The organism is Borrelia duttonii Ly, assembly GCF_000019685.1.
GTDB classification, from domain to species: domain Bacteria; phylum Spirochaetota; class Spirochaetia; order Borreliales; family Borreliaceae; genus Borrelia; species Borrelia duttonii.
Genome location: NC_011249.1, coordinates 12620 through 35831 on the forward strand (window position 1 = coordinate 12620; position 23212 = coordinate 35831).

Sequence of the window (23212 nt, forward strand, 5' to 3'; positions counted from 1 at the left end):
TATTCCCCCTATTCTCTCTATATCTTCTATTATCTCTCTCAACGATATCTTCACTAAATATTCCTTCTTAAAATCTTATTATTCCCTATTCACCTCTTTCAAAGCCTCCTTACCTTTCCTTTTACAATATAAAAATCTCAAACAAATAAAAGTAACAAACAAAAATAAATGAATAAAAAAATACAATTATTATTTATAATAATCCTAATTAGAATGAACCTGAAATAAACTATTTTTAGCATTCATACATATAGAGAAAACAGAAAAGGAAAAAATGACACTTCAAAATAAAATAAATGTCTTGATGAAATTACTTGATTTAAGAAAAAAACACCTTCTCTGTATTTCTCACAAAGAATAAGAGAAGTGTTTCCTTTAAATAACTCTATTTATTATTTTCTACTGATTTTCATCGACAATTACTTACTATTGTCCACTAACTGTTGCTTCACTAGATTTATCTTCTTGTTTCACCGTAGCTAGTACTTCATTTATCTTTTTTAATCCACTATCTACACTATTTCTTATTGCTATTATTAGTGTACTAAGTGTCTTACTTACCGCATTTGCAGCTACTCCATTTATCGCATGTGCAGACTTCGATTCATCTCGTTTAGCAGCAAATTTACCACCCTTAGCCATAGCTCTCAATGCTATTCCTGCTGCTATCAACGCATCCTTTCTTGCCAAATCTCCAAGATCCTTATTGTCTTCCTTATTAGCAACTGCAATCTCTGCCGCATTAGTTACTTGATCAATAGCTTTCTTAATAGCATTACCTGACTTCGATATAGATTGCAATATGTCAGCACCACTCACTGCTCCTACTGATGCACCTGCCGCTGCCGCCTGTTGCTCTGTTACACCATTAGTCTTTTGACCAAGCAATTTACCAATTGACTGCTGCTCTGTACTACCAGTCTTATTAGTTCCTGCACTTCCCTTATCCTCCAAAACTACTTCAACTATCTGTCTAATTCCTTTAACAAGTGCGTCTACACTTGCTGATTCTGCGGGTTCACCATCCTGATTGGCAACAGCACCACCAAGAACAAATTCACCCTCAGCACCTTTAGCTGCCTTGTTAGCACCTACTGCAACTCTGTCCAATATATCGGTAATAAACTTATCAACAACTGCCTTAATTTTTTTATAATTACCACTTTTAGCAATTTCTGCTTGCAACTTTTCTTTCACTATTTTCATAGTATTCTTGACCTTAGTAAAATAAGCTCCTATCTCACTCTTCTTTGTGTCCGCCTTTATCCCCAATGTCCCTGTAATCATATCACCTCTATATGCATCACTTCCTTCTTCTCTTCTAATTTATCTTTAAAGTATAGTAAGATACAAAAAACAACATGGATCAAGCTATCTATAATCAGGAGCACTCTTGGTATTAGGATTAACAGCAGTAATTTAGGTTTATTGTGTGCAAAAAAGGAAAAATTAAGATACCTTCACTAATTGTTACTTTAAGGATGTTCCTAAAAATTATTAATTTCTCTAAATTTCCATCTACATCTCATTTTCCAAACATTAGAATAACTTACGATCATATCCTTACTAATCCTTACTAATCTGAGCATCATAAAATTTACCTTTATGAAAACAAACAATATAATCATAAAATGATTTTTTTATTTTACTCATACTTCTTTAACCCTTATGTAAATTAATTTATCTATAAATTAACAAAAATTAATGTACTTTAACGCAAAGTCAATAACAAAATAATAATTTTAAAAAACCAGCAAATAAAAATTTACAAGCATATATACAAAGAGAAATATAATGTATAATTCAAAATGAGGAGAATATTTTATGAATAAAAATAGAATTATATTAACACTTTGTAGTATGTTATTTTTGTACAATTGTAACGTAAACACACCTAATAATAAATTCAAAAATGCTAAGCTACAAGAACAAGCGGTTACTCTAACCAATGATGAACAACATAAATTCAACTTATTAATGAATAAAATTGATCAATCATTGAAAACACACACATTTTTAAGCAAAAAAAGTAATTCAAATGCTATAGAAAAATATCAAAAATTTCGTAATTGGATTTTAAATGATACAAAAAAACAAAAAGAATTAAGCAATTCCTTTAGTAAAGCATATAATTCTTTCAAAAACACAAGACAAGCATTTCCAACAAATAATGCTATTGAACAACATGTAAATAATGCTCTTAACTTTCATCAAAACAGTGGATATTCCAATAATACATACGAAATTTCACAATATGACGATATAAATCACAATAATATCATAGAAATATTTGAAGATAATAATACCAATGAAAAAATATTTCAAAGACTTAAAGAAGAATTTCAATATGACTACCGTATTACATTTAGATGGAAAAATTAATAATAAAATGAATTATATATAATAATCAAAATGGTAAAATAAAAGGATATCAAAACAAAACTTACAAAAAATTCAAAAAAAGTTTTGCGTATTTGTTAAATATACCACAAAGTATTGCAATTGATTTCATAAATAATGCTTTACTTCTCTCAACTTAAATATGTTTATCTTTAAAATATTTATATTGAATAGACTCCTAAAAATCATAATTATCAGTAATTAATTTAAATTTATCTTTAATGAATCTTTTACTTAAATTTAGCAAAAGAATATATTATCTATCAATCTATAAACAATGTTATAAGCTAATGAAAACTCTATAGTTAAGTTATCTAACATACTTTATATACTCTACTCTACAAATCATCCTTATCTTGTTGAGCATATGCATATAATTTGTTAATATTTTTTTTATTTAATTACAATCTGTAATTGGTTTAGGATAAATATCCGTATCAAAATACTAATGCCATGTAATTTGCATCCCATCGTACCCATTTATTTGAAATTTTTTCATTATATAGACAGATTTTCTAGATTTTGTTCTCTAACCATCTAAAGTTTGATGTCTTTGTGTGAATGAAGCTATAATTTTTTATATTTTTTTAAAAAAATTTTTATTTAAAAAAAGGTTTACTTTTTAATAAAAATTAGGTTATTATTATCATTATTAATAATGCACAATAAATAAGGGGATTTAAATGAAGAACATGAAAAAAACTACAAATAAACACCAACATAAATTAATTGTTTTAATATCAACATTAAATTATGTAAATGTCAAACTTAAAAAATATAATCAAAGCGATATACTCTATTACTTTAATAACAACTTAGAAAATAACCAACAAAAGAAAGTTACACTCAAAACACTACAAAGTTATTTGTACAAACTAGAAAAAGAATTTCAAGTAACTAGTAACTACTACAAACATTTAGGAGAAAATCGTGGAACAGAAATCCATTACAAACTTAAACATCATAAAAAAGTATGTCATTACAAAATCAATAAATATTTTAAAGAAAAAAAAGAAGAAAGATTTCAAAAACGTGCTAACTCATATCATACAAAGTCATGTAATAATAATGGGAATGTAGAAAAATGGGAATCTATATATAATTATAATAATAAAGAAGAAGAAAAAAAAGAAAGAGAACAAAAACAGTTAGAAAAATATGCAAAAAAGTGCAAATTCAAAGACGATAAATATCTCTCGATTTTAAACTTAGAAACAACAAAAGAAATTAAAATAAAAAAATTGATAGAGCTAAAGAAAGAAGAAAATAAAAGAAAAAAGGAACAAAATAAGAGCAGGAAATTAGTAGAAAAACAAAGGGAATTAGAAGAAACACTAGCAGCAAAAAAGGAAGACTTAGCAAAGGAAGGATATGACAAAAAACAACTGGAGATAGAAATGCAAAAAGCATATGAAAAATACAAAGATAAGCCGCACTTTATTATAGAGAGTAGTAAATATAGGGATTTAGGACAGATGGTAAAAAGGATTAAGAGAACGGTTGAATGTAAGAAAAAAGAAAAAAAAGAAGACCTCCAGCAGATTAAAGATAATATATTTAGTATACTGCTAGATCAGTTAAGGGATAAAATAGAGGTTAAAGTTTTAGCATCAATGTTAAAAAATTATTTAAATAAACAGAATGATTTAAAGTATAGCAAGGTATTTAATAATCATTATTACTATGAACTTTTAACAATAATAAAAGAAAAAGATTATTTAGGGGTAGGAAAGTATAAAAAGATTGTTGATTGAGGATTCGTTATGAATAGTGCATTAGAACGTCTTAAAGCTAAAAAAGCAGATATTAAGCAAATAGAAAAAAAGCGTATATTTATAAGAGTAGAGAATATACAAGATAGAAAAATATATCATACTAAGATAATGAATGATTTATATGTATTTGGTGTTAATAAGAACCAAAAACATAAATTTTTCATTTCGTTTAGAGGGTTGTTTGATAGAGAAAAAATTAATGAGTTTAATTTGTTTTCTTTAAGAGAAGATGACAAATTTTTAGGAATATTTTATGGATATAGAAAACCGATACAAAATATTATAACAAGGTATGAAGAAAATGGTATTATGAAGGCATATACCTTTTCAAAAGTATGTTATATAGAATTTAGATTTCATAAGGGAAGTGTTTTTTGTTACATTAAAGGAATTGCTAAATTACTTAAAAAAGAAAAATTAGAGACGCAGTATGGTAAATTTTTGCTTGAATTAATAATAAGTTTAGAAAAACAAGTATATGAATTTTACAATAAAAAATTACCGAGTGGGGGTATTATAACAAGATGGATAGAAAAAAAGATGAAATAATCACTATTGCAAGCATTAAAGGAGGGGTTGGCAAGAGTACAAGCTCCATAATTCTTGCAACTCTTTTATCCAAAAAATATAAAGTTTTGCTGATAGATATGGATAGTCAAGCGTCTACTACTAGTTATTATTCTACTAAAATTGAAAAAGCCAATATAGATCTTATAAACCAAAATACATATGAAGTTTTAAAGGCAAATTTGAGCATTAATAAGGCTATAATTAGTATTGATAATAATTTAGACTTGATACCTAGTTATTTAACCTTGCATCAATTTAACATCGAACCAATTCCTTTCAAAGAATTGAAACTGAAAAAACAATTAAAGCAGTTGGAAGCTGATTATGATTATATAGTGATAGATACTAATCCTAGTTTAGATTTTACTTTAATAAATGCTTTGGTAGTGAGTAATTATGTTATAGTTCCAATGACAGCAGAAAAATGGGCAGTTGAAAGTTTAGATTTATTTAAATTTTTTGTGGATAAATTAGATATATCTATTTTTATTTTCATATTAGTAACAAGATTTAAAAAAAATAACACACATAAATATCTTCTTGAAATGTTACAATCAAAAAGTAATTTTTTGGGGACTATATCTGAAAGAGAGGATCTAAATAAAAGGATAGCAGAAGATAGTGCTTTTGATTTGAATAAAGATTATATACACGAGTATGAAGAAGCATTGTGTATTTTTTTTAAATATATTCAGCAAAAACGAAATGTTCACTAGTGAACTTTAAATAATAAAGTAAAAAGAGGGGGGGATGTATATGCAGATAAAACTTAATAAGAGAACTTTGGATGATTCTAATGTAACTGAACATGAAAAGGTGTTGGTTCATTATAGCAAATTAAAAGAAAAGTTAATTATTAATTTTAAAGATGAAATTTACAATAAAATAGAGACAATGAAAATATTAAAGGAAATTAAAGATAAAGGATATTATAAATTAGATGGATACAAGACATTTATTAATTTTATATTAAATCTTAATTTGGCAAAGACTCAGGTTTATAATTATCTAAAAATAGCAACAGCAATGGAAGAAGGTTTGATCAATGATGATTTTGTTTTAAAAAATGGATTTAATCAAACTTTATTTTTTATTAAAAATAGGGAAAGTAAGACTATAAAGAAATCAAGACAAAATTTAATAAAGCCTTTGAGATTTCAACTTAAAAATAAAGAGAGTTATGATTTTTATAAGAAAAATGTGAAATTTGCTAGTTTTGTAATGGATAAACTTTTTTTAAGTAAGAAAGATTTACTTGAAGAATTTTTACATGAATTTGAAAATTTAAAAATTTAAAATTAATTAGTAAAGTAGATATTGATTAGCAATTTAGTATATGAAATATGTAATATGTATCGCACAAAGATTGAAGTAAATTTTTTAACGTACAAAGAATTCATTCTAAAAGTCTTAAATTTTGTTTTGTTTTATAATACCTATTGTACCAATTATATTTAATTTTGATGAAAGTATAAATTTGTTAAGATAACAGATTCTAATATTTCTTATTTAGGTTTTTTAATAATTCAATTTTTTGTAAGCCAAATAGATGAGTTTTTATTTTTTAAATTAACAGTTGATTTTTACTTTGAATTTATTGTATAATGTGTGTTATTAGTAGTGCTATCATTTAGGACTCCTAATATTGTGTTCAATTCACAAAGGCTTTAGGTCTTGATTAGATATTCTTAAATAAGAATATCTAATTAGGGTCTAAGTTTTTGTAATTTGGTTTTCTGAGCAATATATAAACTATTTATTTTTTTATATAACATTAAGTCTTAGCAAGTATATAGATAACAATTATGTTAAGATATAATTACTTCCTAGTTCTATTGTAGAATAAGTAGTGGTTTTAAAAGATATTAATTGCATAGATGTTGGAAATATTTGTAAATGAGATATTATACTGAGATAATTTATAAGAGATTAGAAGAGAGATAAAAGAGCAAAAATTGAAAAAATTTCATCTATATTTTTGCTCTTTTTATGTAAATTATTATTCTTGACATTTGGATAATAAAATTATGAATTAATACTTATCCTCCAGTTCCACAATCACTGATTACCACTTTTGTAAAGTCACTTATTATTTCATCATTTAATTGTGGTTCATCATCTATTGTATTTATTTTGTCGAAATATTCTTTCATAGAAGCTTTAAGAGATTGCCTACCTCGATAATTTCCACTACATTTTGACAATTCTTTGTCTATATGATTCAATGTTGTTTGTATACTTATGTCGCTTAATTGAAGAAATTTTCCTCTCATTTTTGCCCCTCTAATGTGATTATCTCTATATATCTCCTCAGTTAAGATTGTAGAAAAGATTTTTAATGTTTTTTGTTGATTTTGATCTAATCTACCTTCATATACTTCTTCTCCCATAAGTCCAGCTACATGATTTGTTAAATCACCCAGTTCTTTTTTAAGAAAATTAAATAGTTTTTCATTTGTATTATTATTGTTTTGCATCATTTCCTCTAAAACTCCTCTAAAAAATTGTTCGATATCTTGAGAAGTTCTAGCATCATAGAATTCATTTTCATGTGAATTTTCAATGAATTCATTTTCATATGCATTGTTAATAACATTAACTATAGCCTGAGGAAAATCTAAAATTTCTGATTTTATCGATTTTTTTCTTAAAAATTGATATACATGTGCGAATGCATTAGCTAATTCTTTTTGTCTTTTTGTGTCTTTTGAAATCCAATTAAAAAAATTTTTATATTTGTTATTATCTATTCTATCTTTATATAATTCTGATATCTTATTAAGACCATCAATTAGAACCTTAAATCGATCTTGTTCTTCTTTAGTGAGAATAATAGGCGTTGATTTGTCTGTACTTATTGGTAAATTTTTATGAGTAGTTGTAGTCGGATTTGAAAAATTTTCTTTTTGTGGAATGTAATCTTTGTTACAACAGTATAAAAATACCGTGCTATAAAGTATTAAGTAATTTATAAACTTGCTCATAAATATTCTCCTATTTTTTTATTATATATTCATTTTGTATTTGTGTCTATATATAGATATATAGTTGGATATGTTATTTTGTAAATTGGATTGTTCGTGTTATTTAATTCATGTTAAATAATGACTAAAGTAAAAATAATTTATGGTGGTTATGTTGTTTTTTTAGCTAATGTCGGTGTGAATTAATGTTAACGTATTAAAAAAAAATGAATGTTGCAAATAGTCAATGTATGTCAAATTAAAAAAATAGGAAAGTATTAAATATACAAAGTATAAATATTATAAGTATTATTCTTCACAAAAATGTTTTAGACAAGATCTTAGGGAGAACCATGGTTTTACTTTTGTAAAGTTCACAAGTAGGTATGACATTAGCTTTTAGACTATGCTTTAATATAATGTCTCTATTAATTCCGGATTTGACAGGTTTACTTAAAATCATTTGCTATGTAATTATTAGTTATTATTGTTAATAATATAAATGAAATTTTAGTATATATTTAATGTAATAACATATTAAAAAGAATTTTGTAAAGTAGATTTTTGACTTTAAAATTCAAAATAAATTTCAGACATATCAAATGTAGATTTGTTGAGACTATAAAAATATCAAAAGAAGTTGAATGAGCTTTTAGTAAATAATGGTCATTATGTAAAAGTAATAATTTACAACTTTCAAGAATATGTGATGATTTTGAGTTATTAATTTGATTATTAATAATTTATATTATTAATTTAATTAATATAGATTTGTATTTGTTATTGTTGACTTTTTGAAAATTACGTTTTTTGATTTATATTATAAATAAATTTCTAAAAATGTTTTTTGATATATATTCAGTATAAATTGGTATAAATCCAAAAAATTTTCTTGCTTACTTGTTTATGCGTTAAAGACGTCATAGATAATTATTACAATGTTTATGAAATTTGGCGTGATATATGAATATGATAAATATGTGTAATGTTGACTAATATTTAAGAGTTGAAATAAATTGCCAATTTTTAACTTTGTTAAAAATCTAACAAGATAGAGGGAGGAGTTTTTTTACAATAAGGGGGGAAATATTTTAAAACAAAATTATTTTATTACATTTTATATGTTAATGAATTTATTACTAGTAGCTTGTGGTCCAAAAAAATATGATCCTATTGGTAGTATTATTAAAAATCCAAATGGTGTTTGCACTGATCGTGTAGTTGATGGTGCTAAATCACGAGAGAGTGATAGTCCACTAAATAATGACATTGTTGATGATGAGGAAACTCTAGAACAAAAAGTGCAAAAAGAAATTGCAGAGATTAAAAGTAAAATTCCTATTGAAGTAACAAAAATATTAAAATTTCATGATGGTACCATCATTTGGAATGAGAATTATCGTAGTTTTATTGGACCTTTAAGGTGGCGTAATATCATAGACGATTCTATAGGCAAGCTATATTATATGGGAGCCCCCAATGGTTTGTTTTTAAGGCTTAGATATAACAATGGTGTAGAGAACGTTCCATATAAAGACCTTGCACTAAGGAAAGAATTTTACCTTGCCCTTGAATATAATGATGATATTATGAAACCTTTTATATATATTTATGAGATTTTAGCTTTTAGGGTGAGATCTTCTTATAGTGTTCCTTTGCCTTTTGTAGATTTGGATTCGGAAATAAATAAACTAAAAAACAGGGTAACCGAAAAGGCAAGAAACTATGCTAGGGCTTATTATATAAATGTATATAACGCTTTACAATATAAAAAAGAGAAACTTGATACGCTATTGCTAAAAGATATAAGATTTTTGAAGACTAAATTGCAAGAACTTGAATTAGCGAAAACAGAATTAAAAACCGAAATAATACAAAAATTTGTATATGATTACAATAGGAATGAAGTAATTAATTCAGAAACAAAGCATACTCTAAAAAGTGTTGATGCTACCGTTGATGAATTAGCATCATATTTTGAAACAAGGTTCAAAGACTTTTACTCTAAAAGTGATTCTGTTATAACTTTAGCTGATGAAATTAAAGTTGTTTTGGATAAGATTTAGTAACATGTTAATTATAGTATATATTTAAGGCATTATGGATAATCGTTGCAATATTTATAAAATGTAACTTGACATATGATGGATATGACGAATATGTAATGCGCATTATACTAATTAATAGTTAATGTACATTAATTACTAATTTTTTAATAATTGGTTGAAATTTGATAATGATTAGAGGAAGTTTTTTACAGTAATGAGAATATTTTAAACACAAATATTCTATTATGTTGATGTGTAGTATTTGATATCTTGTGCTCAGTATTCTATAAAAATATCGGAAGATGATTGTGGTGATTATAAAGCCAAGTAGTTGTACAGGTTTGTTAAGAAATGCGATTTCCTTATTCTCTGGATTATCATATTTAGGTTATTAGGGTAGATTTGTATTGTGTTTATGACAAATATGTATTAGGAGATGGTAGTATTTTGAAAAACATGCTTTATACAATGGATTTCGGCGTTAGTAATTATAGAATTTGAGGCTATGTAAATGAATACATTTTCTTTTTTTATCTATAATCATTCTTCTTACTTGTTTCACTATGTCAATAATTTTATTATAAGAAAAACACGATTTGCTTTGCTTTAACAGTACCTCATCTTTAAGAGCATAGTGTTATATGTAATTTTAATTTTTACCATATGTGTATTCTCACTAAGATCATTTATATGATTACTTTTTATAAAAAAAGAATATACATATATTTTTATATCAATAACAATAAAATTGTATATGACATTATTTTTAATGTCTATTTATTTAATTATAATTAAAGAGAGTTTCTATGGGTTCAAGTACAACCAATCATTACTTAGCAAATGGGATTAATAAAACTACTTATTAAAGCAAGAATTAATAGAAATATTGTGGTTGATTTACCTTCCTTATATTATAAAAATGAACTTACTTATAAAGATCTTGAATACTTAGAAAATAATTCTAAGTAACAATGAATTCATTTTATAATGATTTTAAATATATATCATATTATAAATAGTATTGATTATTAATTAATATTATTATATTATATTAATATTAATAATTATAAGTCATTGATGGTTTTGGTTTATTGTATAAGATAATAATTTATTAATTAAAAGTTACTTATTGATTTTTTTAATTAGTTTTACTTTTAATGTAATAATTAGTTATAAATATAAAAATTTGTTGAGTTAAAAAACATGTTATAAGAATTGGAGATTATCTAGATGAGATAAACCATCTTAATTTATAAATATAATTTTTATCTTGAAAGTAAGATTGGTAATAAAACTAAATTTTTCTTTATATGTGTTATAAAGTATGGGATTTATTTGATAAAGGTAATGAGAAAAAGGGGGTAGTGTGTGGTTATTAAGTAATAAAATTGGGTAATCAGTTTCAATGTACAAGGAAAAAGGAGGTATTAATTTTGAAAAATATTATGATCAATGTATTAACAGTATTAATGATATTGTTTAGTAGTTGTAATTTAAAAGGATTATTGGATATCGATGTTAATGAAGACTTAGAAGATATAAATTTGCGTATTCATTTAAAAAAAAGTGAGGATTTTGAGGAGAAATTATCTGATAATAATGAAATACTTAAAAATTTGTTAACTAGCAAATTTAAGTTGTCAGATGATCAGATAAAAGCAATTTTATATTTCCAAAAAGTAGTAGTTGATTTTGCAGAAGGAGATCAGTATACTGACAGTGGATTTTATAAATTTATAAATGGTCTTGAAGATCAGGTGATAAAATCTCTTGCTGAAAGCATTTTGTGTGTTGTTACTGAAATCGCAGAAATTAAGGAATTTATTAAGATTGTCAAAAATTATAAAAAGAGACAGGAGTTACATTTAGAATGTGTAAAGCTTGAAGATGATTATATAACAATGTTAAGGGATGCGTATAATAAACCTATAGTTTATAGATGTCAGTTTATAGAGATTCATAATCAGGCTCAAAAAGATAAGTTTGAGGTGTTTAAAAATCGACGTATAAAAGCATTAGATTTTGTTTCTGGGCAAGATACTAGACAGGTTATTAGACATATCAAAGAAATTGTTGATGGTGGTCAGTTCTCTAAAGAACTTTCTCAGATAGATAAAAATAGGTATTTTACTCGGTTTATCTTTACAATTATGAAAGTTCGTTCTTTCAGAGAGGGGCTTATTCCAAATCTTGTTACAAATATTTTAGAACTTTTGAAAATAATAGATGAAGTTAAGGTGTTTATTGATGCTGAAAAAGATCTTGATAAAAAACAAAAGATGGAAAATCAATTTAATGTAGTTAAAAAAGAATATGAATCTGTGATAAGGCATGCATATATGGATCCTTCTAGTGTGACTTATTATACTTCTGATGAATCATTGCTTAGATTTTTTGACTTAAAAGATCTTAAGGTGCATAAAGAATCTTTTAAATTGATTATTTCTTCATAATTTGTTTTTATTAAAAAATTAAAAAATTAAAAAATGCAAAGTCGTCAATAATATGACTTTGTTTTATATATTTAGATGTATAATTTGATGATACTGAAGATAAATATATTAGTATCATCAAGTGCATTAATAGTATCGGTAAATGATGCTGATATGTTGAAAGCTATTGTGTCAGCTAATGCTGATGCTAAAAAAGATAGTAAGGTTAATAAGGTTGAGGATGTGTTTGTTTTGGGTTTTTTAGCTAAAATAGTAAAGTAGATAAATGAGATCTAGCTATATAATTAAACAAGAAAATGAGGCATCAGAAACAGAAACTAGTTGACAACAATAAATAATTATCTATGAAAATCAGTAAGATAAATTTATTTAAAAGAAACACTTCTTTTGTTCTTTGTAAAGAAGGATGGGAAGGATGTTTGTTGTTAAATAGTGTCATACATTCAAGAAAAGTAACAGTAAATCAGACATTATTAACCAAATATTGTGAACAATAAATTCAAACTTGATTTTTCAAATATCTACAATATTGAACCTGACATTGATGTTTTTTGTATATTTATATTTTTTATAATTATTGTTTTTATTGATCATTGATTAAAGATCTTATGTAATATTATATACATTATATATTTGACATAGTCTTCCTTTTATCTCTTGCAGTTGTAATTTCATTGGTATGCTTTATATCTTCTTTTTCTGCTTTATTGGTCCTTGCAAATTCAAGCATCTTTTTGCTTTGGGAGACTTTGCTATTATTAAAGTGATATTTGTTGCTTTAGGAACCTTTATTGGGGGGTTACCACTAATGACAATACCATCTTGAGCTTTTCCAGTTACAGAAACAACCGGGGGGCTTTTAAAAGCTTATCTACTTTTCTTTGTGTTACAATACTGGAAATATGGTCATACTTTTTTGGGCTGCAAGATATCAGTAATAGACTTATTAAAATAAATATAAATATCAATATTATTGATATAATAAAATCTTTTTGTTTGAAATATTCTTTTTATTGAAAAGATTGGATCATCAAAAACAGAGTTAATAAAGGAATTAATAGGACCAAATTCAGATATTATTGGGAGTGATGTTAAGCAGCATCTTGTCAATGTTAGTGCTGAATTATGCAAAAATTTTTTGAAAAAATTATTGCTATGATAACCTTTTGTCTTTATATGATCCTGTTATAAATCATGCTAATAAAATTAAAGTTATCTTAGATAAGATCAAGTAAAAGATTAATTATAAATTTATTAAATAATCAGATAAGTAAATATTAAAAGCCTATAGTTCATTACCATAATATTTTTATAGAGCTAACTTGATATACTTATATGGTATAAGTGTGTTTTATTGAATATATTATTTGTTTAGTATGGAATATATTATTGAAAATAAGGCTAGAAAAATTCCTATATTAAGAGTAATAATAGTTCCAAACATCCAGTTATGCAGTTTTCCTGTGTTTTTAAGTTCATTAAATTTAGCATCAATTTTATTATTAAGTTCTACTTTAGTGGAGATAATTTCAGATTTTATTCTATCTTCAATTTTGTCAATTTTATTGTCAAGTTCACTAAATTTAGTATCAATTTTATTATTAAGTTCTATCTTAGTGGAGATAATTTCAGATTTTATTCTATCTTCGGTTTTGTCAATTTTATTGTCAAGTTCATTAAATTTAGCATCAATTTTATTATTAAGTTCTACTTTAGTGGAGGTAATTTCAGATTTTAGTCTATCTTCAATTTTATCAATTTTATTGTCAAGTTCATTAAACTTGGTATCAATTTTATTATTAAGTTCTACTTTAGTGGAGGTAATTTCAGATTTTAGCTTATCTTCTATTTTATCAATTTTACTATTGAAATTATTTTCTAGGTATTCAAGATCTTTATAAGTAAGTTCATTTTTATAATATCGGTAAGATAGATCAGCAGCAATGTCTCTATTAATTCCTACTTTAATAAGTTCTGTTAATACCATTTGTTGTGTGATGATTGGTTGTGGCTGAGCCATAGAAAATCTCCTTGATGTAATTATACAATAAATTTAAAAGAATAAAGAGATTAAATTTTGTTATTTGTACGTTTTTAAAAATAATCTAATGAAAAATATTCAGTTTATTTTATGAAATTGTACATACAAAAAAATATATTAATCATTTGAAATGATTGAATAATAATCATATATAATGCTAATTATAATATGAAATTATACCACAAGCTATCTTAGTGACACACATATATATATGTCAATGATAAAGATTTTATATTTTCAGATTGATAATAGGATGATAATAAATCAGTCATTATTTATGTAGATATTTTTATGAATTTCCATTTATACATTCATTCATAGCTGTATCCAGTTTGTTTTTTGTGTGCTTTCTTTAAAGATAAGCTAGAAAAAAATAAATAATAAAAACAAGGATGTGAAGAAAAGGATGAAAGAGAAATTAGGAAATAAGAATGAAGTTAATAATAGAGAGGGGAAGGGAATAAAAGGGAAAGAGATGAATAGGAGAGGAGAAGGAATAGAGTAAAGGTAGTAAGTAAAAAGATAAGAGATGCGGTGGAGTTTTTGGGGAAAGTAAAAGAAGTGCATACTTTAGTTAAGTTGGTTGACGAGTTGGCTAAAGCTATAGGCAAAAAGATTGATGCTAATGGTAGTCTTGCTGCTGAAGTTGGTCAAAATGGATCATTAATTGCAGGAGTGTATAGTGTAATATTAGCTGTAAACACTAAGTTAAAAGGATTAGAAACAACAGATAACATTTCTGATAAATTGAAAAGAGAGATTGTTGCTGTTGAAACAGAAGGTAAGACATTCTTTGATAAGTTGAAAAGTGGTAATGTTGAACTTGGTAAAAAAGATGCTTCTGATGATGATACAAAGAAAGCTATAGATAGAATTGGTAAAAAGGATGGTGATAAAGGAGTTGCTGAATTGATTAAGCTTAATACGGCGATCGATGCATTGTTAAAGCTTGCTATAGATGCAATAGAAGCATCAATAGGAGAACTTACGGTTAAGTCTGCTGTGTCAAATAACTGAATATGTAAATACCAAGATATTCAAGAATAATAGCTTGAAGAAAATAAATAAAGTTAATAGAGATAAAGATACTGGGAGTAATCTCTTGGTGTCTTTTATTTTATAGTGTGTTAAATTAGAGATATATTGCTTTATATGATTAATTTTTATTATTTTTGGTTTTATTTAAATGTTTTAGTGAAAAATATGCAGTTTATTGTATAAAATTTACAAACAAATTTCATACAGTAAAAAACAGGTCTTAATCTTTATTGTGGAATATATTAGCCATTTGAAAAAATTGAATTACAATCATATGTATTTTTAATTACAATGTGTGAAAATACCATTATTTATACAAAGCAATTAAATATTATAAATTATAAAAAAATCAATGATAAATATTTTATATTTTCAGATTTGTAATAGATGATAATAAAATTAATGTTCAGTTTTTATATAGATAATTTTTATAAATTATTATTTATTCGTTTATTCGTTATTTTTTGATTTTGTTTTTTGTGTCTTAATAAACTTAAAAGATAAGCTAAATAAATAAAAAATAAAATAGGAGGGGAAGAAGAAATAATAAGAATAATAATGATGATGGTAGTGGTGGTGATGGGATGTAATAGTGGGGGAGTAGCAGGAGGAGAGGAAGGAAAGAATAAATATTTGCAGTCATTAGTTAATGTAAGTAATGGATTTTTGAATGTTTTCACTTCATTTGGGGAAATGGTAGGGAGTGTATTGGGGTTGAATGTTAATTCAAAAAAGTCAGATGTAGGAAAATATTTTAAGGCAGTACAGGAGACTGTGCAAGGGACAAAAGATAAACTTGAGAAAATTGTTGCTGAAATGAAGGAAGAAAAGAATCCGAATGCTGAGGCTACAGCTACTGTAGTGAAAACATTGGTTGAGAGTAAACTAGATAAGATAATAGAAGGGGCAAAGACAGTAAGTGAGGCAATTGGTGATTCTAGTGATTTCATTGGGAATGTTGCTGCTGGTGGTAATGATGATAATGCAGGTGTTGTTGGAATTGATATTAATAAATTAGTTAATGGAGTTAAGTCAGTTGTAGACGTGGTACTTGGTGAAGAAGGAAATGCTGAAGCTGGAGATGATAAAAAGGCTGAAAATCTTGCTGCAAGAACTAATGGGGATGGTGAAGCAGGAAAATTGTTTGATGCTGCTAATGCAGGTACTGCGGAAAATGCAAAGAAGTCAGCAGCAGATGCAGCTAAAGCTGTTGGATCGGTAAGTGGTGCTGATATATTGCGAGCCATCGTTAAAAATGGTAATGTTGCTGTAGCTAATGCTAAAGATGCGACTATAGCAGGAGCTGTAGCATTAAGAGCAATGGCAAAAGGAGGTAAGTTTGCTAATACTAATGCTGCTGCTACTGTTGATGTTGTGAATGCAGTTAAAGGAACAGCAGTAAGTGCAGTTACTAAAGCATTAGATACATTAACAGTAGCACTAAGAAAAACAATAGATTTGGGACTTAAGGAAGTAAAAAAAGTAATGCAAGTTAATAATGATACTCCTGTATCATCTGAAAAGATAAGTAAATAATAAAATAGGAAAAATAAAGTCATAAAGTGAAGATACTGAGAGCGAAGCTCTTTGTATCTTTTATTTTATAGTTTTGTCAAATAGTAAGGTATTGCTTTGTATGATTAATTTTATTATTTATATTTTCTTTAAAATGTTCTAATTAAAAATATTCAGTTTGTTGAATAAAATTGTACACATACAAAAGAGATAATATATTACAAAGAATAAGTTTTAATCTTTGTTGTGGAATAAGTCATTAATTTAAAAATATTGAATGATAATCATATATGGCTTTAGCTGCAATATAACATAATAATACACTAAAAACTATACTTTTTAAGTATTAAAAAAGTTAATATTAAAGATTTTGTATTTTTAGATTGATAATAGATGGTAATAAAATTAATTTTCAATGTTTGTATGGATATTTTTATGAGTTGTTGAGTTGTAATTTATCCATTCATTCATAGCTGTATCCATTTTGTTTTTGTATCTTACTAGCTTTTAAAGATAAGCTAGAAAAAAAATAATAATAAACAAAAGGAGGCGAAGTAAATGAAGAGAGAGGGAATAAAAGGAGTAAAATGGAAGGAAGAATTGGGAAAGAAAGAGGAGAGTAGGAAGGGAAGGGTGAAAATAAGAGTAATAATGATAATGCTGGTGATGATGATGATGGGATGTAATAGTGGAGGAGTGAAAGGAGAAGGGACAGGAGGAGGAGATGGGAGAGGAGGAAGTTTGAGTGAGGTATTGCTGGAAGTAGGGAGAAGTGCAGAGAATGCATTTTATTCGTTTATAGAGTTAATGTCAGATACATTAGGCTTGAAAGTGACTAAAGATACAAAGAGAAGTGATGTAGCAAGTTATTTTAATAGTTTGGGTGGTAAAATTGGAGAAGCATCAGAGGAACTAGAAAAAGTAGCAAGCAAAGTAACATCAGGTGTTGATAAAGGTGAAGAATCAAAGGATGGAAAGAATGCAATTAGAATTGCAGTTGATGCAGCTAAGGGAATTTTGAGTTCATTGAAGACCCATTTAGAATCTTTAAAAGATATAGGTGATGGTAACAAAGTAGTTGAGGTAGTAAATAACCAACAGGGAGTAGCAGCAAGTACAGAAGAATTAAAAAAGGCATATAAAGCATTGAAAGGGATAGTGGAAGTAGCAAAGGGACAGAAGGTTGAAGAACCAAGTGCAAGTGATGTTACATTGGCTCAAGCATCAATAGGAGCTGATGCAAAAGATGGAGCCAAGGTATTAGCAGCGGGTGCTGATGCAGGAGCGGCAGTGGGAGATAAAGCAGCATTGATAGTATCCTCAGTGAGAGGAGAGGAGATGTTAGGATCAATAATTAATTCAACAGAAGATAAGGCTGTTAAAATATCAAATGATGCAACTGCAAATACAACCCCATTAGAATTTGCAGTAGGATCAGATGATGCTTCTAAATTAGCAAAAGAAGCAGTGAAAGCAGGAGCAGTAGCAGGAGGTATAGCATTGAGAGCATTGGTTAAAGGGGGTAAGTTAGCTGCAAAAGATAATAATGATGATAAAGCAGTACAAGGCGTAGGAATAACAGCAGTAAATAAGTTATTAGTAGCAGTAGAAGGAATAGTGAAAAAGACAGTAAAGAATGTTTTGGAGAAAGTAAAGGAAGAAGTGGATAAGGCAAGAGAGCCGAAAGCATCAGGGAAGCAGTAATATTTATATTATTTATATAGTTGAAAATGATTATGTAAAAGTATTAGTGAAGAGAGCAATCAAGCTCTCTTTTTTTATTTGCAGTATTGTGTATGTTATATAAATTATTTCTATATAAATCATATTTTTTGCTTCTAGTCCTTAATAAATAAGCTATGAAAAAGCTAATAATGAATATAAATAAGGAGGGCTAAGAAAATGAATAGAGAAGTAAAAGAAGGAGAAATAAAAGGGAAGAGAGTAATAGGGAGAGAGAATAATATAGGGAATAGAATGAGAAAGAAGGGAATAATATTGATGATGATGGTGATGGGATGTAATAGTGGGGGAGTGAAGGAAGGAGAGGAAGGGAAGAATAAATATTTGCAGTCATTAGTTAATATAAGTAATGAATTTTAAATGTTTTCACTTCTTTTGGGGATATGGTAGGGAATGTATTGGGATTAAAGGCCGATTCGAAGAAGTCAGATGTAGGGACATATTTTAAGACGGTTCAGGATACTGTGCAAGGGATAAAGGATGGACTTAATAAAATTGTTAATGATATGAAGAAAGAAAAGAATCCTAATGCTGATGCTACTGAGACTGCGGTGAAAACATTGGTTGAGGGTAAACTAGATAAGATAATAGAAGGAGCAAAGACAGCAGGTGAGGCAATTGGGTGATGCTAATGCCCTAATTGGAAATGTTGCTGCTGGTGGAGCAGGCGTTGCTGCAGGTGTATCTGGCAGTGAGATTGATAATCTAGTAAAGGGGATTAAGGGGATAGTGGAAGTAGTACTTAAAGGTGTAGGGAAGGCTGATGCTGGGGATGCTAATAAAGCTGAAGATGGTAAGACTGAAAGAACTGCTGCTGATGGTGAAGCAGGTAAATTGTTCGCTTCTGATAATGCTGGAGCTATAGCGTTGAGAGCAATGGCAAAGGGTGGTAAATTTGCTAATACTAGTGCTGCTGCTACTGCTGGACGTTGTTACTGTAGTTACAGGAGTAGCATTGAGTGCGGTAACTAAGGCATTAGATACATTAACAGTAGGAATAAGAAAGACAATTGATTTGGGATTAAAGGAAGTAAAAGAAACAATGAAAATTAATGCTTCTGCCAATCCAACTGTTTCTGTAAATAGCTCATCAGAATCTAATAAATAATTAATTAGTAATAAAAGGTCTGTAAATATATTAAGATAAATTAGTATATATTGAGTGTAGTTGAAAATAATTGGATAGAAATATTGTAAAGGGAGCCAATAAAGCTCTCTTTTTTTATTTGCAGTATTATATGTGTTATATAGATCATATTTTTTTAATCCTTAAAAATTAAGTTGGATAAAAAAAATAATGGTGGTGATGTTGGTGGGATGTAATAGTGGTGGTAGAGATCCAGAGAAAGTGTTTTTGAGTGAGATGGTAAATTTAGGGAAAGGGTTTTTAGATGTTTTTGTGAGTTTTGGCGATATGATTACAGGGACATTGGGGATAAAGCGGACACAAAGAAAAGTGCAATAGGTAGGTGAATTTATTGGGGAGATAGGTAAGATAGAGGCAGGAGCGAAAACAGCGGTTAGTGGAGCTAGTGGTGATGAGGCAATAGGGAATGCTACTGCAGCTGGACATGGAGCTACTCCTGTTAGCAAAGATGCAGTTGTATCATTGGTAAAAGGGATAAAGGCAATAGTTGGAGTAGTGTTGAGAGATAATGAAGGTAGTGCGGATGCTAACAAGACAGGGGATGATAAAAAGGATGTTGGTAAGCTATTTGCTAGTGATAATGATAAGGCTGATTCTAAAGAGGAAAATATTGCAAAGGCAGCGGCAAGTATAGGAGCAGTAAGTGGAGCTGATATATTGAAGGCGATAGCGAAGGCAAAAGAAGATCCTCAAGCTGATAGTGCTAATGGAATTGAGAAAGCAACAGATGCAGCGGAGATTGCTGTTGCTGTTAATGCAAAGAAAGAAATTAAAGAGGAATCAGCAAAGAAAGATGCAGTAATAGCGGGAGGTATAGCATTGAGAGGTATGGGAAAAGGAGGTAAATTTGCAGTTAATAATGATGCAAAAGATGCAAATGCAGTAAATGGAGCAGTAGCAAGTGCAGTAAATAAAGTATTGAGTACATTGGTTATAGCAATCAGGAATAGAGTGGATTTAGGATTAAAAGAGATAAATAAGGTATTAGGAGAGATTAAACAAGGAGAAGGGTCTGTTGCTAAAATTAATGAATAAAAGAATAAGATAAGAATAAGATCATTAGGATAAAATTGAGAATATAGTTAAATTTTTTCAATAAAAACTTAGTTAATGAGAGCAATAGAGCTCTCTTTTTTATTTGCGGTATTGTGTATGTTATATAAAGCCTCATTTCTTTGTTTTTTGCTTTTAAATAAGAGCTATAAAGTAGCTATAAAAAAAGGAAAAAACAAGGAGGCTAGAAGAATGAAGAAAGAGAAAGTAGTAGGAGAGAAGATAAAGAGTGCGGTGGAGTTTTTGGGGAAAGTAAAAGAAGTGGAAACTTTAGTTAAGTCGGTTGATGAGCTGGCTAAAGCTATAGGGAAGAAGATTCAGAATGATGATACTCTTGGTTCTTTACAAGATAAGAATGGTTCGTTACTTGCAGGAGTACATAGCGTAGTATCTTCTATAAAGACTAAATTGGAAGCATTGGAACAAACAGTTGGGGTTTCTGATGAATTAAAGAAAAAAGTTTCTACTGTCAAGACGGAAAGTAAATCGTTTTTAGATAAATTAAAAGAGGGTAATGCTGAGCTTGGTATAGAAGGTGCTACTGATGAGAATGCAAAGAAAGCCATAGATAGAATTGGAAAAAATGATGGTGACAAAGGAGTTGTTGAACTTCTTAGATTAAATAAAGTAGTTGATGAGTTAGTAATATCAATTAAAGCCGAAGTAGATAAAGCAGTAAAAGAACTTACAAGTTCTGTTAAATCAGAACCTGTTCAATCTTCTAATTAAGGTATAAAGTTAATTTTAGATTTATGGGATTAGTGTTTAATTAAAAGGTAAGTAACTGGGAAAAATAAGGTCAATAAAAGAGAGCTAGGAGCATATAAGCTCTTAGTTTTTTATTTTTTGATTATAGGTACTGATGATAGTCCAATTGGTAATGTAGCTGCTGAGAATTCTGCTAGTTCTGCAGGAATTGATGTTGAGAAGTTAGTGAGCGGGTTGTAAGTGCAGTAACAAAGGCGTTAGATACATTAAACAGTAGGAATAAGAAGAAGTATTGATGAAGAACTTAAGAGTGTAAAGGAAGCAATTAAAATTAATACTAATGCTACTTCAGTAGTATCTGAGCAAAGTGGTTCTGGAGGTCAAAATAGATAGTCAAAGTTATGTAGTAAATAATGAAATAAAAAAAGGTAAAGTTATAAAGAGAAGATACTAAGAGTGAAGATCTTGGTATCTTCTCTTTTATAGTGTGTTAAATAGAGATATATGACTTGATATGATTAATTTTATTATTTGTGGTTTCTTTAAAATGTTCTAATTAAAAATATTCGGTTTATTGTATAAAATTGTATAGATAATAAATTATAGAAGTTAATCTACACAAAACACTTTAATCCTTTGAAGAAATTTAATGGTGCTCATTTACAGTGTTAATTTAGTATAGGAAAAAACGGGTTTTATTTTATTATGAAAGATATTAAATTTCCTAAAAAAAAGAAAGGTTTTAGAGATGAAGAAATGGAGATGGAAGCATTTATAGCGCAGGTTGACGCTAATATAGAGGCAATGGATCGTGAATTTAAAGAATTCCAAAGAAGATATGGAGCGGATAAAAGTTTTGATGACTGGATTGAATATGAGGAGAAAGAGCGTAGAATTAAAGAGGAGAAAATTCAGTTGAGGGTTGAAAATTTAAGTGCTCGCTTTGCAAAGAAAATTAAATGCCAAAGTTGTTAATAAATGATTATTGATTTTATTTGTATTGGTTATTAATTTATTAATAATTAATTTTGAATTATTGAAAATAAAGATTTTTGCTTTATATTATATTTTGTTTAATATGTAAACCTTAAATAATTTCATTTTATCTATAAATTTCTTTAAAATAGTAATTAATAATTGTTGCTATTTTAATTATATTTATTAGCTTAGTGATAATTAATGGGGGTTTAAATAAGACAAATTTTTCAAAAGAGGTGTAATAGTGAAATTCAAAAACAAATTTTTAATTTTAAGTTTGCTTTTCAGTTTTGTTAGTTGTGGTTTATTCCTTGATAAGGGCAAAGGAGCTTTAGAAGGATTTCGTGATGCTGAAGTAGTAGAACCTGTAGCTGTATTAAAAGCTGTAGTAGAACCTGTGTTAGAAGCTATATTACCTGTAGTAGAAGTTATATTACCTGTAGTAGAATCTGTAGTAGAAAAAGATGATGATAAAAAAACAGTAGAAGAAATAGTAGAATCTAAAGAAACATCAAAATCTGAAGAAAAAGTAGAAAGTAAAGATAATAAAGAAGTAAAAGAAACGGATATAAAAGGTTTAGAAGTTGAATTGCAGCCTAATAATTATGATGATGATGTTAAGTATGTAAATGATGCACTTTATTGGATTAAAACAATAAAAGAAAAGAGATCAGATATAATGGATGAAACTTTAGCAATATCAGGAGATATTGAGTTTGTAAAAAAGATTATTTCGCAAAAATATCAACAAGAGGGTAAGGCTAATGAAAGGGTTCAACT

General features: G+C 27.6%; 17 protein-coding genes and 4 pseudogenes. 18 read left to right on the forward strand and 3 right to left on the reverse strand.

All coding sequences use genetic code 11. The features are described from left to right. Positions 1-426 precede the first annotated feature (426 nt). Positions 427-1293: pseudogene (locus BDU_RS06125) on the reverse strand (variable large family protein); the annotation flags it as partial. Positions 1294-1824: 531 nt separating this feature from the next. On the opposite strand from BDU_RS06125, the gene BDU_RS06130 reads away from it, so the two are divergent. The 5 genes from BDU_RS06130 (at position 1825) to BDU_RS06150 (ending at position 6041) form a co-directional block, all read left to right on the forward strand. Further along, positions 1825-2382 (forward strand): hypothetical protein, encoded by a 558-nt coding sequence (locus BDU_RS06130; RefSeq protein WP_012539498.1) that lies wholly within the window; start codon positions 1825-1827, stop codon positions 2380-2382. Between the two features lie 701 nt (positions 2383-3083). Beyond that, a complete protein-coding gene (locus BDU_RS06135) occupies positions 3084-4154 on the forward strand; it encodes a plasmid maintenance protein (RefSeq protein ID WP_012539499.1) in 1071 nt (356 codons plus the stop codon). Positions 4155-4163: 9 nt separating this feature from the next. Continuing rightward, positions 4164-4724 (forward strand): DUF226 domain-containing protein, encoded by a 561-nt coding sequence (locus BDU_RS06140; RefSeq protein WP_012539500.1) that lies wholly within the window; start codon positions 4164-4166, stop codon positions 4722-4724. Further along, the gene (locus tag BDU_RS06145; RefSeq protein ID WP_012539501.1) at positions 4700-5461 is read left to right on the forward strand and encodes a ParA family protein; all 762 of its coding nucleotides are present in this window, start codon (positions 4700-4702) and stop codon (positions 5459-5461) included. The genes BDU_RS06140 and BDU_RS06145 overlap by 25 nt, the downstream gene beginning before the upstream one ends. A gap of 34 nt (positions 5462-5495) precedes the next feature. After that, positions 5496-6041, forward strand: a complete 546-nt coding sequence (locus BDU_RS06150; RefSeq protein ID WP_012539502.1) for a chromosome replication/partitioning protein — start codon at positions 5496-5498, stop codon at positions 6039-6041. 743 nt (positions 6042-6784) lie between these two features. Here the strand turns inward: BDU_RS06150 and BDU_RS06155 are convergent. Then, complete coding sequence (locus tag BDU_RS06155; RefSeq protein ID WP_012539503.1) at positions 6785-7729, reverse strand: Mlp family lipoprotein; 945 nt, start codon at positions 7727-7729, stop codon at positions 6785-6787. Positions 7730-8829: 1100 nt separating this feature from the next. On the opposite strand from BDU_RS06155, the gene BDU_RS06160 reads away from it, so the two are divergent. From BDU_RS06160 to BDU_RS08285, 4 genes are all read left to right on the forward strand, one after another. Beyond that, the gene (locus BDU_RS06160) at positions 8830-9774 is read left to right on the forward strand and encodes a virulence associated lipoprotein (RefSeq protein ID WP_012539504.1); all 945 of its coding nucleotides are present in this window, start codon (positions 8830-8832) and stop codon (positions 9772-9774) included. Between the two features lie 822 nt (positions 9775-10596). Next, positions 10597-10725, forward strand: a complete 129-nt coding sequence (gene bdr / locus BDU_RS08650) for a Bdr family repetitive protein (protein ID WP_318250824.1) — start codon at positions 10597-10599, stop codon at positions 10723-10725. Positions 10726-11189: 464 nt separating this feature from the next. Continuing rightward, a complete protein-coding gene (locus BDU_RS06165; RefSeq protein ID WP_041177898.1) occupies positions 11190-12209 on the forward strand; it encodes a BTA121 domain-containing protein surface lipoprotein in 1020 nt (339 codons plus the stop codon). An 87-nt stretch (positions 12210-12296) separates the two neighbouring features. After that, a complete protein-coding gene (locus BDU_RS08285) occupies positions 12297-12470 on the forward strand; it encodes a hypothetical protein (protein ID WP_158298599.1) in 174 nt (57 codons plus the stop codon). Positions 12471-13572: 1102 nt separating this feature from the next. Here BDU_RS08285 and bdr (BDU_RS06170) read toward each other — a convergent pair. Beyond that, a complete protein-coding gene (gene bdr / locus BDU_RS06170) occupies positions 13573-14229 on the reverse strand; it encodes a Bdr family repetitive protein (protein ID WP_012539506.1) in 657 nt (218 codons plus the stop codon). 555 nt (positions 14230-14784) lie between these two features. On the opposite strand from bdr (BDU_RS06170), the gene BDU_RS06175 reads away from it, so the two are divergent. The 9 genes and pseudogenes from BDU_RS06175 to BDU_RS06210 form a co-directional block, all read left to right on the forward strand. Further along, the gene (locus BDU_RS06175; protein WP_012539507.1) at positions 14785-15267 is read left to right on the forward strand and encodes a Vsp/OspC family lipoprotein; all 483 of its coding nucleotides are present in this window, start codon (positions 14785-14787) and stop codon (positions 15265-15267) included. A gap of 579 nt (positions 15268-15846) precedes the next feature. Then, positions 15847-16824 (forward strand): variable large family protein, encoded by a 978-nt coding sequence (locus tag BDU_RS06180; RefSeq protein ID WP_012539508.1) that lies wholly within the window; start codon positions 15847-15849, stop codon positions 16822-16824. Between the two features lie 537 nt (positions 16825-17361). Beyond that, the gene (locus BDU_RS06185) at positions 17362-18507 is read left to right on the forward strand and encodes a variable large family protein (protein WP_012539509.1); all 1146 of its coding nucleotides are present in this window, start codon (positions 17362-17364) and stop codon (positions 18505-18507) included. 273 nt (positions 18508-18780) lie between these two features. Then, positions 18781-19654 (forward strand): annotated as a pseudogene (locus tag BDU_RS06190) (variable large family protein). 189 nt (positions 19655-19843) lie between these two features. Then, positions 19844-20728 (forward strand): annotated as a pseudogene (locus BDU_RS06195) (variable large family protein). Between the two features lie 210 nt (positions 20729-20938). Beyond that, the gene (locus tag BDU_RS06200) at positions 20939-21475 is read left to right on the forward strand and encodes a Vsp/OspC family lipoprotein (RefSeq protein WP_041177905.1); all 537 of its coding nucleotides are present in this window, start codon (positions 20939-20941) and stop codon (positions 21473-21475) included. 200 nt (positions 21476-21675) lie between these two features. Further along, positions 21676-21847: pseudogene (locus tag BDU_RS08655) on the forward strand (variable large family protein); the annotation flags it as partial. A gap of 312 nt (positions 21848-22159) precedes the next feature. Next, positions 22160-22429 (forward strand): hypothetical protein, encoded by a 270-nt coding sequence (locus tag BDU_RS06205; RefSeq protein ID WP_041177899.1) that lies wholly within the window; start codon positions 22160-22162, stop codon positions 22427-22429. Positions 22430-22676: 247 nt separating this feature from the next. Continuing rightward, positions 22677-23212 (forward strand): hypothetical protein (locus BDU_RS06210; RefSeq protein WP_012539511.1); only part of this gene is annotated, 536 nt, incomplete at its 3' end.

What these genes read in the sequence shown, in the direction of transcription:
- BDU_RS06130 (WP_012539498.1), top strand. Translation starts at nt 1,825, where the DNA reads ATGAATAAAAATAGAATTATATTAACACTTTGTAGTATGTTATTTTTG.
- BDU_RS06135 (WP_012539499.1), top strand. Translation starts at nt 3,084, where the DNA reads ATGAAGAACATGAAAAAAACTACAAATAAACACCAACATAAATTAATT.
- BDU_RS06140 (WP_012539500.1), top strand. Translation starts at nt 4,164, where the DNA reads ATGAATAGTGCATTAGAACGTCTTAAAGCTAAAAAAGCAGATATTAAG.
- BDU_RS06145 (WP_012539501.1), top strand. Translation starts at nt 4,700, where the DNA reads ATGGATAGAAAAAAAGATGAAATAATCACTATTGCAAGCATTAAAGGA.
- BDU_RS06150 (WP_012539502.1), top strand. Translation starts at nt 5,496, where the DNA reads ATGTATATGCAGATAAAACTTAATAAGAGAACTTTGGATGATTCTAAT.
- BDU_RS06155 (WP_012539503.1), bottom strand. Translation starts at nt 7,729, where the DNA reads ATGAGCAAGTTTATAAATTACTTAATACTTTATAGCACGGTATTTTTA.
- BDU_RS06160 (WP_012539504.1), top strand. Translation starts at nt 8,830, where the DNA reads ATGTTAATGAATTTATTACTAGTAGCTTGTGGTCCAAAAAAATATGAT.
- bdr (WP_318250824.1), top strand. Translation starts at nt 10,597, where the DNA reads ATGGGATTAATAAAACTACTTATTAAAGCAAGAATTAATAGAAATATT.
- BDU_RS08285 (WP_158298599.1), top strand. Translation starts at nt 12,297, where the DNA reads ATGATACTGAAGATAAATATATTAGTATCATCAAGTGCATTAATAGTA.
- bdr (WP_012539506.1), bottom strand. Translation starts at nt 14,229, where the DNA reads ATGGCTCAGCCACAACCAATCATCACACAACAAATGGTATTAACAGAA.
- BDU_RS06180 (WP_012539508.1), top strand. Translation starts at nt 15,847, where the DNA reads ATGATGATGGTAGTGGTGGTGATGGGATGTAATAGTGGGGGAGTAGCA.
- BDU_RS06185 (WP_012539509.1), top strand. Translation starts at nt 17,362, where the DNA reads ATGAAGAGAGAGGGAATAAAAGGAGTAAAATGGAAGGAAGAATTGGGA.
- BDU_RS06200 (WP_041177905.1), top strand. Translation starts at nt 20,939, where the DNA reads ATGAAGAAAGAGAAAGTAGTAGGAGAGAAGATAAAGAGTGCGGTGGAG.
- BDU_RS06205 (WP_041177899.1), top strand. Translation starts at nt 22,160, where the DNA reads ATGAAAGATATTAAATTTCCTAAAAAAAAGAAAGGTTTTAGAGATGAA.